The sequence below is a fragment of the Sphingomonas sp. NFX23 genome, assembly GCF_049887795.1.
Lineage (GTDB): Bacteria > Pseudomonadota > Alphaproteobacteria > Sphingomonadales > Sphingomonadaceae > Sphingomonas.
The window spans coordinates 20,119-36,356 of sequence record NZ_JAGEKH010000005.1; the positions used below are offsets into that span (position 1 = coordinate 20,119).

At 67.0% G+C, this 16,238-nt stretch carries 14 protein-coding genes; 7 read left to right on the plus strand and 7 right to left on the minus strand.

The genetic code is table 11. The features are described from left to right. Window positions 1-76: 76 nt before the first annotated feature. Entirely contained in the window at window positions 77-955 is an 879-nt protein-coding gene (phhA, locus tag J4O76_RS13855) for a phenylalanine 4-monooxygenase (protein WP_426282470.1), read from the minus strand. A gap of 22 nt (window positions 956-977) precedes the next feature. Between phhA and J4O76_RS13860 the strand changes: the two genes are divergently transcribed. Continuing rightward, window positions 978-1,643 carry a TIGR02117 family protein gene (locus J4O76_RS13860; protein WP_426282471.1) on the plus strand — a complete coding sequence of 222 codons (666 nt, stop codon included), beginning with the start codon at window positions 978-980 and terminating at the stop codon, window positions 1,641-1,643. Between the two features lie 218 nt (window positions 1,644-1,861). On the opposite strand, the gene J4O76_RS13865 is transcribed toward J4O76_RS13860, so the two are convergent. Both J4O76_RS13865 and J4O76_RS13870 read right to left on the minus strand, forming a co-directional pair. Continuing rightward, the gene (locus J4O76_RS13865) at window positions 1,862-2,140 is read right to left on the minus strand and encodes a hypothetical protein (RefSeq protein ID WP_056060708.1); all 279 of its coding nucleotides are present in this window, start codon (window positions 2,138-2,140) and stop codon (window positions 1,862-1,864) included. Then, window positions 2,141-3,157, minus strand: coding sequence for a glycerophosphodiester phosphodiesterase (locus tag J4O76_RS13870; protein ID WP_426282898.1), 1,017 nt, complete (start codon window positions 3,155-3,157; stop codon window positions 2,141-2,143). It lies immediately after the preceding gene. Between the two features lie 141 nt (window positions 3,158-3,298). On the opposite strand from J4O76_RS13870, the gene J4O76_RS13875 reads away from it, so the two are divergent. The 6 genes from J4O76_RS13875 (at window position 3,299) to J4O76_RS13900 (ending at window position 11,121) form a co-directional block, all read left to right on the plus strand. Beyond that, on the plus strand, window positions 3,299-3,862 hold the full coding sequence (locus J4O76_RS13875) for a 2Fe-2S iron-sulfur cluster-binding protein (protein ID WP_082441359.1): 564 nt from the start codon (window positions 3,299-3,301) through the stop codon (window positions 3,860-3,862). Next, window positions 3,859-4,839 (plus strand): FAD binding domain-containing protein, encoded by a 981-nt coding sequence (locus tag J4O76_RS13880; protein ID WP_426282472.1) that lies wholly within the window; start codon window positions 3,859-3,861, stop codon window positions 4,837-4,839. Before J4O76_RS13875 ends, J4O76_RS13880 begins: the two co-directional genes overlap by 4 nt. A 2-nt stretch (window positions 4,840-4,841) precedes the next feature. Beyond that, the gene (locus tag J4O76_RS13885) at window positions 4,842-7,073 is read left to right on the plus strand and encodes a xanthine dehydrogenase family protein molybdopterin-binding subunit (RefSeq protein ID WP_426282473.1); all 2,232 of its coding nucleotides are present in this window, start codon (window positions 4,842-4,844) and stop codon (window positions 7,071-7,073) included. A 217-nt stretch (window positions 7,074-7,290) separates the two neighbouring features. Then, a complete protein-coding gene (locus tag J4O76_RS13890; RefSeq protein ID WP_426282474.1) occupies window positions 7,291-9,495 on the plus strand; it encodes a molybdopterin cofactor-binding domain-containing protein in 2,205 nt (734 codons plus the stop codon). Window positions 9,496-9,593: 98 nt separating this feature from the next. Beyond that, window positions 9,594-10,517 carry an XdhC family protein gene (locus J4O76_RS13895; protein WP_426282475.1) on the plus strand — a complete coding sequence of 308 codons (924 nt, stop codon included), beginning with the start codon at window positions 9,594-9,596 and terminating at the stop codon, window positions 10,515-10,517. Then, window positions 10,504-11,121, plus strand: coding sequence for a nucleotidyltransferase family protein (locus J4O76_RS13900; protein WP_133031643.1), 618 nt, complete (start codon window positions 10,504-10,506; stop codon window positions 11,119-11,121). The genes J4O76_RS13895 and J4O76_RS13900 overlap by 14 nt, the downstream gene beginning before the upstream one ends. Here the strand turns inward: J4O76_RS13900 and J4O76_RS13905 are convergent. The 4 genes from J4O76_RS13905 to J4O76_RS13920 all read right to left on the minus strand — a co-directional run bounded on the left by J4O76_RS13905 (window position 11,096) and on the right by J4O76_RS13920 (window position 16,049). Beyond that, a complete protein-coding gene (locus J4O76_RS13905; RefSeq protein WP_056060727.1) occupies window positions 11,096-12,304 on the minus strand; it encodes an ABC transporter permease in 1,209 nt (402 codons plus the stop codon). The two genes, J4O76_RS13900 and J4O76_RS13905, sit on opposite strands and share 26 nt — an antisense overlap. Window positions 12,305-12,467: 163 nt before the next feature. Then, window positions 12,468-13,124, minus strand: a complete 657-nt coding sequence (locus tag J4O76_RS13910; RefSeq protein WP_426282899.1) for an ABC transporter ATP-binding protein — start codon at window positions 13,122-13,124, stop codon at window positions 12,468-12,470. A 70-nt stretch (window positions 13,125-13,194) separates the two neighbouring features. Beyond that, window positions 13,195-14,577 (minus strand): efflux RND transporter periplasmic adaptor subunit, encoded by a 1,383-nt coding sequence (locus J4O76_RS13915; RefSeq protein ID WP_332754303.1) that lies wholly within the window; start codon window positions 14,575-14,577, stop codon window positions 13,195-13,197. Then, entirely contained in the window at window positions 14,577-16,049 is a 1,473-nt protein-coding gene (locus J4O76_RS13920; protein WP_426282476.1) for an efflux transporter outer membrane subunit, read from the minus strand. Before J4O76_RS13920 ends, J4O76_RS13915 begins: the two co-directional genes overlap by 1 nt. Between the last annotated feature and the right edge of the window lie 189 nt (window positions 16,050-16,238).

Here is a 16,238-nt window from a genome sequence, read left to right on the forward strand (position 1 = left end):
GAACCCTTGCGATAGAACCGCACCGCTATCCCAACTGGGCCCCGGCCTTCGCCGGGGTGGTGGCTTCTAGGGATCCTTATGCGGTCTCAGCGGATGCCTTCGACGTCGCGTACTCCTGCGTGCCCTCGGTAATCACCACATCGCCGGGCTCGATCCGCGCGACGGGAATATCCGGAAGCGCCTTCAGCTCTTCGTACAGCGGTGCGAAATCCGTCTCTACCGTCAGTCTCAACAACTCCTCGAAGCTCGGAATGACGAAGTAGTTCTGCTGGAAATCATCGATCCGGTATTCGGTCCGCATGACCCGGGCGAGGTCGAGCGCGATCCGGTTGGGGCTCGGGTCGTCCAAGGCAAACCGGGTTTCCGCGTAGCTGGAGACGATCCCCGAGCCGTAGATGCGCAGGCCTTCGGGTTCCGCGATCAGGCCGAACTCAACCGTGTACCAGTAGAGCCGTCCCAAGTATTTCAGCGCGTCGAGGCCCAGCGCACGCTGGCCGCCGCGGCCGTAGGCGGCGAGGTAATCCGCAAAGACCGGGTCGGCGAGCATCGGCACGTGGCCGAACACGTCGTGGAATACGTCGGGCTCCTGCAGATAATCGAGCTGATCGGGGCGGCGGATGAAGTTGCCCGCCACGAACCGCCGGTTGGCCATGTGATCAAAGAACACGTCGTCGGGGACGAGGCCGGGGACCGCGACGACCGACCAGCCGGTGAGCTTGGTCAGGCGCTCGGACAGTTCCTCGAAATCGGGGATGCCGGGTTTCGACAGCTTCAAAACATCGAGCCCGCGCAGCCAGGCGTTCGACGCGCGGCCGGGGAGCAGCTTCGACTGGCGCGCGAACAGCGTGTCCCAGGTCGCGTGATCCTCCGCGGTGTAATCCGCCCAGTTCTGCGGGATCGTCCAGTCGGGCGCGCCTTCGGGCGGGGTGCTCAGTACGTGTGTGTCATTGGCCATGCGGCTGGTCTAGCATGACGGAATGAAGACGGAAACGCGTTGGGTTAAGTGGATTTTACGGGCGATCGCGGCCGTGTTCGGGGTGGTCGCGAGCTATGCGGTGGCGGGGCTGGTCGGCGGGTCGATCCCCAGCAATCGCGACTGGCGGGCGCCGGCCGAGGGGGTTCATATCTTCGTCGAGAGCAACGGCGTGCATACCGGGATCATCGTGCCGAAGGTGGCCGCCGGGGTGGACTGGCGCGGGGTGGCTCGGGCGGAGGATCTGCGCGACCCGCGGTATGGGGCGTTCGATCATGTGGCGTTCGGGTGGGGGGAGAAGACGTTCTACCTTGAGACGCCGACCTGGGCTGACGTGAAATTGCGTACCGTGGTCGCTTCGGCGGTCGGGAGTGATCGGACGTTGATGCATGTCGATCATCTGCCGAGGCCGCGTGCGGGGGATGGGACTCGGGAGATCGTGGTGACGCCGGCGCAGTATCGGCGGTTGGCGGCGTATATCCGGGCTAGCTTTCGGGATGGGGGTGCGCGGTATCCGGGGTATGCCGGGTATGATGCGTTTTACGAGGCTGACGGGCGGTATAGCGCGGTGCGGACGTGTAATGCGTGGACGGGGGATGCGCTGCGGTTTGCTGGGGTTCGGGTTGGGTGGTGGACGCCGTTTCCGGTTACTGTGATGGGGTGGTTCTGAAGCCAAGCTTGTTCTGCCGCGAAGGCGGGAGGCCAGACTGGGCTCCCGCCTTCGCGGGAGAACAAGTTGGGGGCGGGATGCGGTATCCCAAATACCGAGGCCACCTCCCCGGCGGAGGCCGGGGTCCAGTTGGGGGACGTTGCTGACTGAGGACAGCGCGAAGTTACTTCGGTTCGCCCAACTGGGCCCCGGCCTTCGCCGGGGTGGTAGAAGGGAGGTCAGTTTCCCGCGCGGTAGCCTTGGTACTGGCCGCATTCCGAGCGTTGCGGATCGCGCTTGCAACGTTTCGCCAGTTCCTTGCGCTGCTTGCCCTCCTCGGCTTCCTGCTTGCGCATCTTCTTGCCGTAGTTGCGGTCCGATTCTTCCTGGCTGGTGGTGGTCCAGTCGACCGCCTTGCCGGCGACCTGGAACGGCGCCTTCACGATCGACGTTGCGGTGCTGATGCAGCCACTTACGAGGAATGGTAGCACCGCGAGTACGGGAAGAACCTTACGCATTTACTTTACTCCTGCACGCGCGGTTCCCTGGGCTCGGTCGCGCGCTTGGGCTCCGTATAGCGGAAAGTCGGTGAAGAAACCGTCGATACCTTGTGCAAGACCTGCGTCGATCTCCGCGGCGATGTCGCCGTGCGCGGCGGGGTCGGTGCCGCGGCGGAAGCGGGTCGGTTCGAAATAGTTTTCGGCGCGGTAGGTCCAGGGGTGGACCCGTAGACCCGCCGCGTGGGCGTCGGCGACCAGCGTCGTTGGCGTCGCGTCGGTCCACAGCATGCTCTTGTTCGGGCCGATGCCGTAGGCGTAGGCGGCGACCGCCTTCAGGCCTTCGGGCGTGATCATCGCCTTGTAGCTCGGCTGCGCGCCATCGGCGGGACCGCCCTCCCCGTCCATGAGCTGGATCAGGCGGACCTTGGTCATCTTGTGAAGGCGCTGGAGATTGGCGACCTCGAACGACTGGATGAACACGGGCGCTTTGGCCGAATCCCAGCCGGCCTCGCGCAGTTCGGCGACGAGTTTCGCGTCGGTCGGATGGCCGATCTTCGCGAAATAGGTCGGGTGCTTGGTCTCGGGATAGATGCCGATCGTCCGGCCCGTCTCGGTCGTGCGGCGCTTGGCGAGCGCGATGATCTCGGCAAGGGTCGGGATCTGGAACTGGCCGTCATAGGCGGTGTTCGCGGGGCGGAGCTTCGGCAGGCGTTCCTTTGCGCGCAGCGTCTTCAGTTCGGCGAGCGTGAAGTCCTCGACGAACCAGCCGGTCATCGTCTGGCCGTCGATCGTCTTGGTGGTTTTTCGCGCGGCGAACTCGCGGTGGTCGGCGACGTTGGTCGTCTCGGCGATGTTGTTCTCGTGGCGCGCAACGAGGACGTCGTCCTTGGTCGGGACGAGATCGGGCTCGATGAAGTCCGCGCCCTGGTCGATCGCGAGCGAGTACGCCGCCAGGGTATGCTCGGGCCGGAGCCCGCTTGCGCCGCGGTGCGCGATGACGATTGGCGGCGACAATCGGGGAGAAGCTGGCGTCATCGCAACAGCTTGCCCGCTCAGCGCTATGAACGCCAGCGTACCAACACGTGAGAGCTTGTCGCAATAGGAAACGATCGGTCGCATCGGCGTTAAGTCCTCGAAATCCGTACATTCCCGGCACATTCAACCAGGGGCACCGCCATGCATTTCACGATCAATGGTCAATCATATGACGCCGAGCCCGATATTCGCACGTCGGTACTCGATCTGTGCCGCGAGCATCTAGGGCTGACGGGCTCGAAGAAGGGCTGCGATCATGGCCAGTGCGGTGCTTGCACGGTGCTGATCAACGGGCGTCGCGTCAATTCCTGCCTGACGCTCGCGGTAATGCATCAGGACGACGAGATCACGACGATCGAGGGCATCGGCCAGCCGGGCAATCTCCACGCGCTGCAGGACGCGTTCGTGCGGCATGACGGCTATCAGTGCGGCTATTGCACGCCGGGGCAGATCTGTTCGGCGGTCGGCATGCTCGACGAGGTCAAGAAGGGCTGGGCCAGCCATGCGTCGGGCGACCTGACCGATCCGAAGTTCGACGACGCCGAGATTTCCGAGCGGATGAGCGGCAATCTGTGCCGCTGCGCCGCGTATCCGAACATCGTCGATGCGATCCGCGAAGTCGGTGGTGCCGAGCCTGCGGGCCGGACCGCGGACGAGAAGGATGCCGCGATGGAAGCCAACGCGCGCGGGGAGCTGGTGGCATGAAGACCTTCACGTACGAGAAGCCCGCTACGCCCGAGGCTGCGGTCAAGGATATCGATACCAGCGGCGCGAAGTTCATCGCGGGCGGTACCAATTTGCTCGACCTGATGAAGTTGCAGGTCGAGACGCCGGACAAGCTGGTCGACATCTCGCGGCTCGATCTCGCGAAGATCGAGGAGCGCGAGGATGGCGGGCTGACGATCGGTGCGCTGGTGCCGAACAGCGATCTCGCCGCCGACCGCCGCGTCGTCGCCAAGTACGAGGTGCTGAGCCGCGCGTTGCTGGCGGGTGCTTCGGGCCAGTTGCGCAACAAGGCGTCGACCGGGGGCAATCTGCTGCAGCGGACGCGGTGCTATTATTTCTACGATACCGCAGCGGCGTGCAACAAGCGCGAGCCGGGGAGCGGCTGTTCGGCGATCGGCGGCTTCAACCGCATCCTCGCCGTGCTGGGGACGAGCGACCACTGCATCGCGACGCACCCGAGCGACATGGCGGTGGCGATGCGCGCGCTCGACGCGACGATCGTGACGCTGAAGGCGGATGGCGATCGTCGGCGGATCTCGATCCACGACTTCTATCGCCTGCCGGGCGATACGCCGCAGATCGAGAACGCGCTCGAAGCGGGTGAACTGATCACGCACGTTGAGCTGCCGGCACCGGTCAAGGGCAAGCAGGAATATCGCAAGGTGCGCGACCGTGCGTCGTATGCGTTCGCGCTCGTCTCGGTGGCGGCGATCGTCGACGTGCAGGACGGCGTGATCGCGTCGGCCTCGCTCGCGTTCGGTGGCCTTGGCCCGATGCCGTGGCGCAACCCGGCGGTCGAGGCGGCTCTGGTCGGCAAGGCGCCGTCCGATGCCGTGTTCGAGGCTGCGGCGACGGCGCTGCTGGCCGATGCCAAGGGCTACGGCTCGAACGACTTCAAGATTCCCCTCGCCCGTCGCACGCTGATCGCGACGCTGCGCAACGTCACGGGAGCATAAGCATGTTTGGTCTTGGCACTACGAATAGCCTGACGATGGACAAGCCGCATCCGGACAGTCTTCTGGATACCGGCGTCCAGGGCGTCATCGGCAAGCCGCTCGACCGGATCGACGGCCCGCTTAAGGTCACGGGCACAGCAACCTATGCCGCGGAATACCAGTTCGCGAACATGGCGTATGGCGTGCTGGTCGGCACGAAGATCTCCGCCGGCAAGGTCGTCTCGATCGACGTCGATGCGGTGAAGAGCATTCCCGGTGTGATCGACGTGGTCACCGATTTCGATCGGTTCATCCGCGTGGCGGCGCAGGGCGGTGCGACCGATGCACCGACGCAGGGCGTGAAGGACATCGCGTTCTTCGGCCAGATCGTCGCGATCGTGCTCGCCGAGAGCTTCGAAGTCGCGCGCGATGCGGCGGCTCGCCTGCCGATCGAGTATGACGAGGCCGAGGGCCAGTATGATTTCGCCGCGCACCGCGACGAAACGCGGACGCCGCCGGACGATGCTACGCCTGCGCATTTCAAGCAGGGCGACGTCGACAAGGCGATGGCCGAGGCTGCGGTGACGATCGATTCGACCTATGTCACGCCGAGCCAGAACTCCGCGGCGATGGAGCCGCATGCCTCGACCGCGGTGTGGGAAGAGGATGGCTCGCTGTCGCTGTACGGCGCGTACCAGATGCCTACGTCGGATGCGCAGCAGCTGGCGAAATCGCTGGGGCTGTCGGAGAAGAAGGTGCGGATCATCGCGCGCTACATCGGCGGCGGGTTCGGGTCGAAGCTCGGCATCGCGCCAGAGAGCGTCGCGGCGGCGATCGCGGCGAAGCAGCTTGGCCGTCCGGTCAAGGCGGTGATGTCGCGGCCGCAGGTGTTCGAGGCGACCGTGCGGCGGTCGAATACCGAGCAGCATGTTCGGCTCGCGGCGGATGCCGACGGCAAGTTGCTGGCGATCGGCCACGAGACACTGACGTCGAACCAGTCGACCGAGGATTATTTCGAGCCTGCGGGTATTGGCACGCATCTGCTGTATGGCGGTGAGAACCGGCTGATCACGCATGAGGTGGTCGATCTGAACTTCGTGCTGTCGGGCTCGATGCGTGCGCCGGGCGAGGCTGTCGGGATGCTGGCGCTGGAAGGCGCGATGGACGAGCTGGCCGAGAAGCTCGAGATGGATCCGATCGAGCTGCGCAAGCGCAACGATCCGAAGATCGACCCCGAGAAGGACGTACCCTATTCGTCGCGCAACCTGACGCGTGCGCTCGACGAGGGTGCGAAGAAGTTCGGCTGGGACAAGCGCCAGAAGGCCGGCACGCGGCGCGAGGGCGAGTGGCTGATCGGCATGGGCGTCGCCTCGGCGGTGCGCGGCAACATGATGATGGAATCGTCCGCCAAGGTCGAGATCCATCCGGACGGCTCGGCGACGGTGTCGTCGGCGATGACCGATATCGGCACGGGCAGCTACACGATCCTGGCGCAGATCGCGTCGGAAATCCTGGGCATTCCGGTCGAGAACATCACGATGTCGCTGGGCGATACCAACGATCCTCCGGCGGCGGGTTCGGGCGGGTCCTGGGGTGCGGCGTCCTCGGGTACTGCGGTGTATCTCGCGTGCGAGATGCTGCGCGGGAAGCTGGCCAAGGCGGCGGGCGTCGACGAGGACGGCTTGACGCTCAAGGACGGCAACGCGATCGGCGACAATCGCTCGACGCCGATCGGCGAGCTGGTCGGCAAGGGTCTCGAGGCTACCGGACATATCAAGCCGGGCAAGCAGGAAAAGGAGACGACTCAGGCCGGGTTCGGCGCGCACTTCGCCGAGGTCGCGGTCAATGTGGTCACCGGCGAGACGCGGGTACGGCGGATGCTCGGGTCGTTCGCGGCGGGGCGCGTGCTCAACGCGAAGACTGCGCGGTCGCAGTGCCTCGGCGGGATGACCTTCGGGATCGGCGCGGCGCTGACCGAGGACCTGATCCACGACACGCGGACCGGCAAGCTGGTGAACCACGATCTGGCGGAATATCACATGCCGGCGAATGCGGACATTCCGCAGATGGACGTCCACTTCGTCGACGAGCGCGACATCCATGCGAACCCGATCCACGCGAAGGGGATCGGCGAGCTGGGGATTTCGGGCGCGGGTGCGGCCGTGGCGAATGCGGTGTATAATGCGACGGGGATCCGGGTGCGCGAGTTCCCGATCACGCTCGACAAGCTGCTGGATCAGTTGCCGGCTGTTTGAGGGCTGACGATACCATAAACAGGTACCACCCCGGCGAAGGCCGGGGCCCAGTTGGGGGACGAAGATAACGAAGGATCGTCCTCCGTTATCAAGACCTTTCCAACTGGGCCCCGGCCTTCGCCGGGGTGGCGGCTCGGGTTGAGGTGAGCCAAGCCCCCAACCCTCGTCAAACGCCCCCACCCTACCCATATCCTTCGCTCCACCCGAGGACCGCAGAATGAACGAACACGTGATGGATGCGGCGTTTCGGCCGGGTGGTCTCGACCGCGCGAAGCAGGGCGTTCTCGGGCTTGGGCTCGACCGGATCGAGGGGCCGGCGAAGGTTACCGGCGTTGCGGATTATGCGTATGAGGGCACGCCCGACGGCATCGCCTACGCTGCGATCGTCGGCACGCCGGTCGGCAGCGGGCGCATTCTCGGCATCGACGTAAGCGCCGCGGAGGCGTTGCCCGGCGTGATCGCCATCATTCATAATGATGCGCGCATGCCGGCCGGCGAGTCCAATTCCCGCGCGATGCCGCTGTTCGATACCGACGTCATTCTCCACCTCGGCCAGCCGGTCGCGATCGTCGTTACCGAGGATCAGGCGATCGCACGCGATGCCGCGGCGCTGGTCGTGGTCCGCACCGAGGCGGGCGAGGATCGGTTCGACGTCGAGGCGCAGCCGGTCGATACCGCGCCGAAAATCGGCTTCCTGCCGCCGATCGACAATGGCGATCTCGACGCGGTGATGGCGGACGCGGCGGTGACGTTTGATCGGACCTACACGACCCCCGTGCACTTCCCTGCCGCGCTGGAACCGCACGCGACTACCGCGTGGTGGGAGGGCGACAAGCTCATGGTACGCTCCAGCAACCAGGTGATCGGCGGCGCGCGGAAGACGATCGCCAAGGCGCTGAAGATCGATGCGGACAAGGTGCGTGTCCTCGCTCCGTATGTCGGCGGGGGATTCGGCGGCAAGACCGGTGTCGGGCCCGAGGCGATCCTCGCGGCGATCGCGGCGGAGGTCGTCGGGCGGCCGGTGAAGGTCGCGCTGCCCCGCCGCCAGACCGCGTACATGGTGCATCATCGTTCGCACACGACGCAGCGGATCCGGATCGCCGCCGACGCAAACGGCGTGATCCTCGGCATGGGGCATGAGAGCATTGTCGCGCAGAACGACGATGGCGAGTTTCTCGAGCCGGTGCCGTTCGGGACGCTGCCGCTGTACCGGGGCGACGCGCGGCGGTTCAAGACCGACCTCGTGCGTGTCGACCTGCCCGCGAGCGGTGCGGTGCGGGCGCCGGGCGAGGCGGTCGGGACGTTCGGGGTCGAGTGCGCGATGGACGAACTGGCCGAGCAGCTCGGGATCGATCCGATCGAACTACGGCGGCGCAACGAGCCCGAGACCGATCCGGTGAGCGGCAAGCCGTTCTCCACGCGGCGGATGCTCGATTGCTATACGCAGGGCGCCGAGCGATTCGGCTGGCCGGACAAGGTGCCGGCGCCGGGGTCGGTGCGCGAGGGCGAGTGGCTGGTCGGGATCGGCATGGCGGCGAGCCTGCGCGGCAACTTCACCGTCGAGGCGCAGGCGCGCGTGCGGCTGGAGGCGGATGGCCGCGCGACGGTTGAATGCGACATGACCGATATCGGCACGGGGACGTACACGATCCTCGCGCAGACCGCGGGCGAGATGCTCGGGCTGCCGGTGGCGGAGGTGAACGTGCGGCTCGGCGATACCGACTTTCCGCCGAGCGCGGGGTCGGGCGGGTCGTTCGGCGCTGGCAGCGCGTGTTCGGCGGTGGTGCTCGCGTGCGAGGATATCCTTGGCGAACTGGCGTTGCGGATGAACGCGGCGCCAGAGGATCTGAGCCTGCACGACGGCTGCGTCAGCGCTGGCGGGCGATCGGTGAAGCTGGCCGATCTGGTCCGCGGCGAACCGATCGTGGCGATGGGCAAGACCGGGCCGGGTGCCCAGAGCAAGCGCACCAGCCAGGCGAGCCACGGCGCGCACTTCGTCGAGGTCGCGGTGAACGCGGTGACGGGCGAGACGCGCGTGCGGCGGATGCTGGGCGTGTTCGATGTCGGGCGCGTGCTCAATCGCAAGACCGCGACCAGCCAGATCACCGGCGGGATGGCGTGGGGGATCGCCTATGCGCTGAGCGAAGAAGGCATCGTCGACACGCGGACGGGCGCGTTCGTGAACCCCGATTTCGGCGAATATCATGTCGCGGTGAATGCCGACATTCCACAACTCGAAGTGCATTTCATCGAGGAGATCGACGACTCCGCGAACCCCGTCGGGGCGAAGGGCGTTGGCGAGCTTGGGATTTCCGGGGCGGGGGCTGCGGTGGCGAATGCTATCTACAACGCGACGGGAGTTCGGGTTCGGGATTTTCCGGTGACGCTCGACAAGCTGTTGGCTGGACTACCCTCCTTATAAGCGCTGTTCCCCCGCGCAGGCGGGGGGCCAGGATACCAATCGGAGCGTTCGTGGCTCCTGGGCTCCCGCCTTCGCGGGAGAACGAGAAGAGAGACAACATGGCCGAAAACGATAGCGTGCTCGCTGCTGCGAAGACCTGGAAGGGCGAGAGGATGGCGATCGCCACGGTCGTCTCGACCTGGGGATCCGCGCCGCGGCCCAAGGGGAGCCATATGCTCGTCCATGCCGATGGGCGGTTCGAGGGATCGGTCTCCGGCGGGTGCGTCGAGAGCGACATCCTCGCCACCGCCGCCGACGTGATCGCCGGCGCGCCATTCCAGGTGCGCAACTACGGCGTGGCGGATGCGGCGGCGTGGGAAGTCGGGTTGCCGTGTGGCGGCGAGATCGCGGTGATGGTGCAGCCGGTGTCCGCCGAAGGGTTCGATCCCGAGCTGTTCGACCGGATTGCCGATGCGCGCGACCAGGGCGATGCGCTGACGGTGACGACCGACCTCGCGACCGGGCACAGCGACGCGCGGCCGCTGGAAACGGGAGAGGTGTTCGTCAACCGCTACGATCCGCCACGCCGGCTGCTGATCGTCGGCGCGGTGCAGATCGCGCAGGCCTTGGCGGGGCTCGCGCGCGAACTCGGGATCGAGACGGTGGTGATCGATCCGCGTGCGCGCTTCCTGACCGAGGAGCGGTTTCCGGGCGTGACGCTCGACGATCGCTGGCCGGACGAGGCGATCGCCGCGCTGCGCCCCGGCCCCTCGACCGCGGTCGTGACGCTGAGCCACGACATCAAGATCGACGATCCCGCGCTGATCGCCGCGCTCGCGTCCGATGCCGCCTATGTCGGTGCGCTCGGCAGCCGCAAGAGCCATGCGGCGCGGCGCGAGCGGCTTGCCTCGGAAGGCGTCACGGCCGAGAACATCGACCGGATCGATGCGCCGGTCGGGCTCGACATCGGCGCGATCGGACCATCGGAAATCGCGCTGTCGGTGGCCGCGGCGATGATAGGAGCGTTCAATGATCGCCGCTGAAAACGTCTTCCTCATCCTGCTTGCGGCAGGCCGCTCGGAGCGGTTCGGCATTCCCAACAAGCTCGAGGTGCCGTTTCTCAACAAGCCGCTCGGGATGCATGTCGTCACCGCATTCGAGAACATTCCGTTCAAGCGGCGGCTGGTCGTCACCGACGGCTGCAAGCTCGACTTCATCAGCCATCATTTCGAGGTGGTGCATAACGACGATCCGTCGTCGGGCATGTCGCAATCGGTAAAATTGGGCGTGCAGTGCGCCAAGGACGAGGGTGCGGAGGCGGTGCTGATCGCGCTTGCTGACATGCCGCGCGTGACCGCGGCGCATATCTACCGGATGCTCGATGCCGCCGACAGCGCGGACGCGGTGGTCGCGTCGAGCGATGGCGAGAAGCCCTCGCCCCCTGCCCTGTTCGGGCGCGAGCGGTTCGATTTCCTGCTGACGCTCGACGGCGATGCGGGTGCGCGTGACCTGGTGCAGGCGGGGCGGCACGTCGTGACTGCGCCCGCCGAGCTGATCGATATCGACACGCCCGAGGATCTGGACCGGCTGCAAGCGCTGGTCCGCGATCCCAAGGCGGCGATCACTCGTGCCTTAACGCGTCGATAGGGTTCATCGCCGCCGCGCGGCGGGCCGGGAAATAGCCGAAGACGACACCGATCACCGCGGAGATCGCGAAGGCGAAGATGTTGATCTCGGGCACGAACAGCCATTGAACCTTGATCAGCGGCGCGATGATCGCGATCGCCGCCTGCGCGACGATCAGCCCGATGACGCCGCCAAGGCACGACAAAGCGATCGCCTCGACGAGGAACTGCAACAGCACCTCGCGCGCGACTGCGCCGATCGCGAGACGGATGCCGATCTCGCGCGTGCGCTCGGTCACCGACACCAGCATGATGTTCATGATGCCGATCCCGCCGACCACCAGGCTGATCCCCGCGACCGCGGCGACGATGCCGGTGAGCAGGGTCGTGGTGCCGGTGAGCGTGTCCGAAATCTGCTTGGTGTCGAAGATATTGAAGTCGTCGGGCTTGTCGCCGGTGATGGTGCGGCGTTCGCGGAGCAGGTCGGTGATCCCGGCCTGCACCGTGCTGGTCGAGAAACGCTCGTCGACGCCGACCAGCATCAGGCGGATATCGCGGTTGCCGGTGAAGCGCCGCTGGACCGCCTTGATCGGCATGACCACGGTGTCGTCCTGATCGCCGCCGAACCCGGCCTGGCCGCGCGTGGTCAGCACGCCGATCACGTCGCAGCTGATCGGTCCGATACGGAAACGGTGGCCGACCGGATCGCCGCCGGGGAACAGGTTTTTCGAGACGGTATTGCCGATGATGCAGACCGCAGCACCGGCGCTTTCCTCGACCGGCGTCCAGCGGCGGCCCGAGGCGAGCGGCCAAGGCTGGACCTGGAAGATGGCGTCGGTGGTGCCGTTGATCGTGGTCGACCAGTTGGCGCCTTCGTAGATCGCGGTGGCGGTGGCGCTGGCTTGCGGCGCGACCGCGGTGACGCCGGCGATCTGGTTGGCGATCGCGGCGACGTCCTCGGGCTTGAAGTCGGGCGGACGCGGGCCGCCGCCGCCGCGCCCGAAGCCCTGGCCGGGGCGGACCTGGAGGATGTTGGTGCCGAGCGCGGAGATCGACTGCTGGACCGCGGCGGTGGTCGCCTTGCCGAGCGTGACCATCGTCACGACCGCGCCGACGCCGATGACGATGCCGAGGATGGTGAGGAACGACCGCAGGAGGTGGCGGCGGATCGAGCGGAGCGCGAGGACGAGGGTTGTGCCGAACATTATCGCGTCGCTCCGTTGTCGAGAGCGCAGTCTGGCTGCTCCCCTCCCGCTTGCGGGAGGGGTTGGGGGAGGGGCTGATCAAACAGACCGGACGCCAGTACGTACGTCGCGCCCTCCCCTGACCCCTCCCGCAAGCGGGAGGGGAATGCGTTTTGGGAGGCGCTCACGATTCCACCTTTTCGCCCTGGCGGTGCTGGCTTTCGATGCGTTCGACCAGGCCGTCCTTGAAGTGGACCACCGTCCGCGCGAACGCGGCCATGTCGGGTTCGTGCGTGACCATCAGGACCGTGATGTTCTTTTCCGCGTTCAGCCGTGTGAGGAGCTGCATGATCTCCACCGAACGTTCGCTGTCGAGATTGCCGGTGGGCTCGTCGGCGAGCAGCACGTCGGGGCTGGTCACCAGCGCACGCGCGATCGCGACGCGCTGTTGCTGGCCGCCGGAGAGTTCGGCCGGGGTGTGATCCCACCAGTCCGCGAGCCCGACCGTATCGAGGCTCGCCATCGCCGCATCCCTGCGCGCGCGCTTTTCATCGCCGCGGTAGAGCAAGGGGAGTTCGACATTCTCCAGCGCCGAGGTGCGCGATAGGAGGTTGAAGCCCTGGAACACGAAACCGAGATATTTCCGCCGGAGCAGCGCGCGCTGGTCGCGGTCGAGCGTCTCGACGTGGTGGCCGCGGAACAGGAATGTCCCGTCGCTCGGCACGTCGAGGCAGCCGAGGATGTTCATCGTCGTCGACTTGCCCGACCCCGACGGCCCCATCACCGCGACGAAATCGCCCGCCGCGATGTCGAGGTCGACGCCCTTGAGCGCCTGGAACATCGTCGCGCCCTGCCCGTACGTCTTGGTGACGCCGCGCAGGGAGATGAGCGGTTCGGCGGTGAGCGGCGCGTTACTGGCCACCGCCCCCACCCTTGCTCGCGCCACCTGAGCGACGTGCGCCCCCGCTACGCTTGGCGTCGTCGCCGCCGCTCGCCAACTGGCCGGTGATGACCTGCGCGCCGGGCTGGAGATTGCCCGACAGGACTTCGGTCATCGTGCCGTTGGTGTCGCCGGTGGTGATCTGCACCGGCTGCGGCGTGCCGTCCGCGCCCTTGACGTAGATCGTCTGCTGCGCGCCGCGAGCGACCGTCGCGGTGCGCTCCGCACCGCCGCCACGGCGCGGACGGAAGGTCAGCGAGCCGGCGATGCCGCCGCCTGCATCGCCGGACGCCGCGGTCGGCTTGAAGCGCAACGCGGCGTTGGGGACGAGCAGGACGTTGCGCTTGTCCGATGTGACGATGTCCGCGGTCGCGGTCATGCCGGGGCGCAGCGTCAGCGACTGATTACCCACCGTCAGGTCGGCCGCGTACGAGACGACTTGCCCGGTGGTCGAGGTCGCGGTGGTCGAGGTCGACGAGGTGGCCGAGCTGACCGTCAGGTTCGAGCCGAGATCGACCCGGCTGATCGTCGCGGGGAAGGTCTGGCCGGGGAACGCGTCGACGGTGAAGCTCGCCTTCTGGCCGATCTTGACCTCGCCGACGTCGGCTTCGTCGATCGCGACCTCGAGCTTCATCTTGGTGAGGTCTTCGGCGATCACGAACAGCGTCGGCGTGTTGAACGACGAGGCGACGGTCTGGCCTGGGTCGATCTGGCGCGCGAGCACCACCCCCGTCACCGGCGAGCGGATGATCGCACGCGCCCGCTGCGTCTGGTTCTGCGCGAGAAGCGCGCGGCTGGCGACGACGTTGGCCTCGGCGACCTTCTGTGCTGCGACGGCGCGGGCGTAGTCGGCGCGGCCGGTCTGGAGCTCGGTCTTCGACGGTACGCGACCACCGGACAGCCGCGAGACCTCTTCGAGGCGGTTTAGCTGCGCGCGCGATTCGGCGACGGTGGCCTGTGCCTGCGCGACCTGCGCCTGGTTCGCCGCAAGCTGGGCGCTGGTCTGGCGGATCTGGTCGTCGAGCTGTTCGGGATCGATCAGCGCGAGCGGCTGGCCCGCGGTCACGCGGTCGTTGACGTCGACGACGACCTTGGTGACGAGACCCGATAGCTGCGAACCGACCGTGACCTGCGTGGTCGGCGCGAGCTTGCCGGTTGCCGAGACGCTGACGGTCAGGTTGCCGCGCTGCGCGGCCTGCGTCGAATATTGCGTCTGCTCCTTCGCGCCGAAGCACTTGGCGAGCAGCAGGCACAGCAGGACCACGCCGACCGCGATCACGACCCACTTTACGTAGCGTTTCCAGGGGGCCTGCGGCTTTACGCCGAGGAAGTCGTCGATCGATGCGTCGGCCATCAGCGTGCCTCTGGATTGGATATGGGCGCTTGCGGGATCACGGTGGAGTCCCAGCCGCCGCCGAGTGCGGCATAGAGTGCGATCAACGCGGTGGCGGCGTCGGCGCGTGCCTGCGTCGCGCCGTTGCGTGCGGACAGGAGCGCGGTTTCCTGCTGGTTGAGCGTGGTGAAATCGGTGAGGCCGGTGCGGTATTGGCTACGGCTGAGGATCGCGGAATTGTTCGACGCGTCGAGCGCGATCGCGAACTGTCGCTCGCGTTCCTGCGCGGTCTGGAGCGCGACGACGGCGTTCTCGACATCCTCCAGCGCGGTGAGGATTGTGGATTTGTAGAGCGCGAACGCCCCGTCGGCGGCGGCTTCGCTGGTGCGGACCTGGCTGCGCAGACGGCCGCCGTTGAAGATCGCCTGCGTCAGCCCGGCGAACAGGCTGCCGGTGATCGCGTCGCCGATGTTGCCGATCGAGGTCGCGTTGGTGTTCAGGTTACCGGTGATCGCGAGCGCGGGATAGAGCTGCGCCTTGGCAACGCCGATCCGCGCGGTGGCGGCGGCGAGCGCGCGCTCGGCCGAGCGGATGTCTGGGCGCTGGCGGAGCGTGTCGGCGGGGATGCCGACGCCGACCGCGGCGGGGCCGGTCGGGATTGCCTTGGCCGGTGCCATCATCGCCCGGAGCGCGCCCGGGGCTTGGCCGGTCAGCACGCCGATCCGCGCGACGGCGGCGGCATATTGCTGGTCGAGGCTCGGAATCGTCGCGGCGGTTTGCGCGCGCTGGGCGCGGGCCTGTTCGGCGTCGACGCTGGAGACGAGCCCGGCCTGGACGCGGAAACCGGCGATCTCGAGGTTGTCGTCCTGGATCGCGAGCGAGGCGCGGGCGTTGGCGAGCTGCTGCTGGTACGAGCGCGCGAGGACGTAGTTGCGCGCGACCTCGCTTTCGACGGAAATAAGCACGGTGGCGTAGTCGTAGCCCGACGCGGCGTAGTCGGCGCGGCTGGCCTCGACGGTGCGGCGGATCTCGCCGAAGACGCCGACCTGATAGCTGGCGCTGGCGCCGACCGTGAAGCTGTTCGCGCCGCCGCCGCCGGTATCGATGACGGTGCCGTCGGGCAGCGTGAACGAGCGCCCACCACCCCGGACGTTCTCGTTGCGCTGGTAGCCGGCCGAGCCGTTGACCGTCGGGAGCAGCGAGGCGCGGTTCTGGAGCAGGCTTTCGCGAGCCTGGCGGAGGCGGGCGACGGATTGTGCGATGTCGAGGTTGGCGGCGGCGGCCTGCTCGACGAGCTGGCCGAGGACGGGGTCGTCGAACTTCTGCCACCAGCGGGTGAGGTCTTCGGGCTTGGTCTCGGGGGTGACCGAATACGCGTCGGGAACGCCGAGTTCTGCCGCGGCCTTGGGGTGGTAGTCCGGGCCGACGGTGCAGCCGGCTAGCAGGGCGGCCGTGGATACGGGTGCGATGAGGAGGGCGCGGACGCGGGACATGGGCGGCAGGCATGACCAAGCGGCTGGGGCTAGTCCAGCGGTTTTGTGTCGCGAGGTGTCGCAGGTGGGGTGGATTGGAGGGGGGCTTCATCTAGCGCCGTCGCCGCGGACTTGCTCGGCAGCCATCCAGAAGGGACGTTGATGCGCTGTTTAACGTGGACCACTCCCCGCTACTTGTTCTCCCGCGAA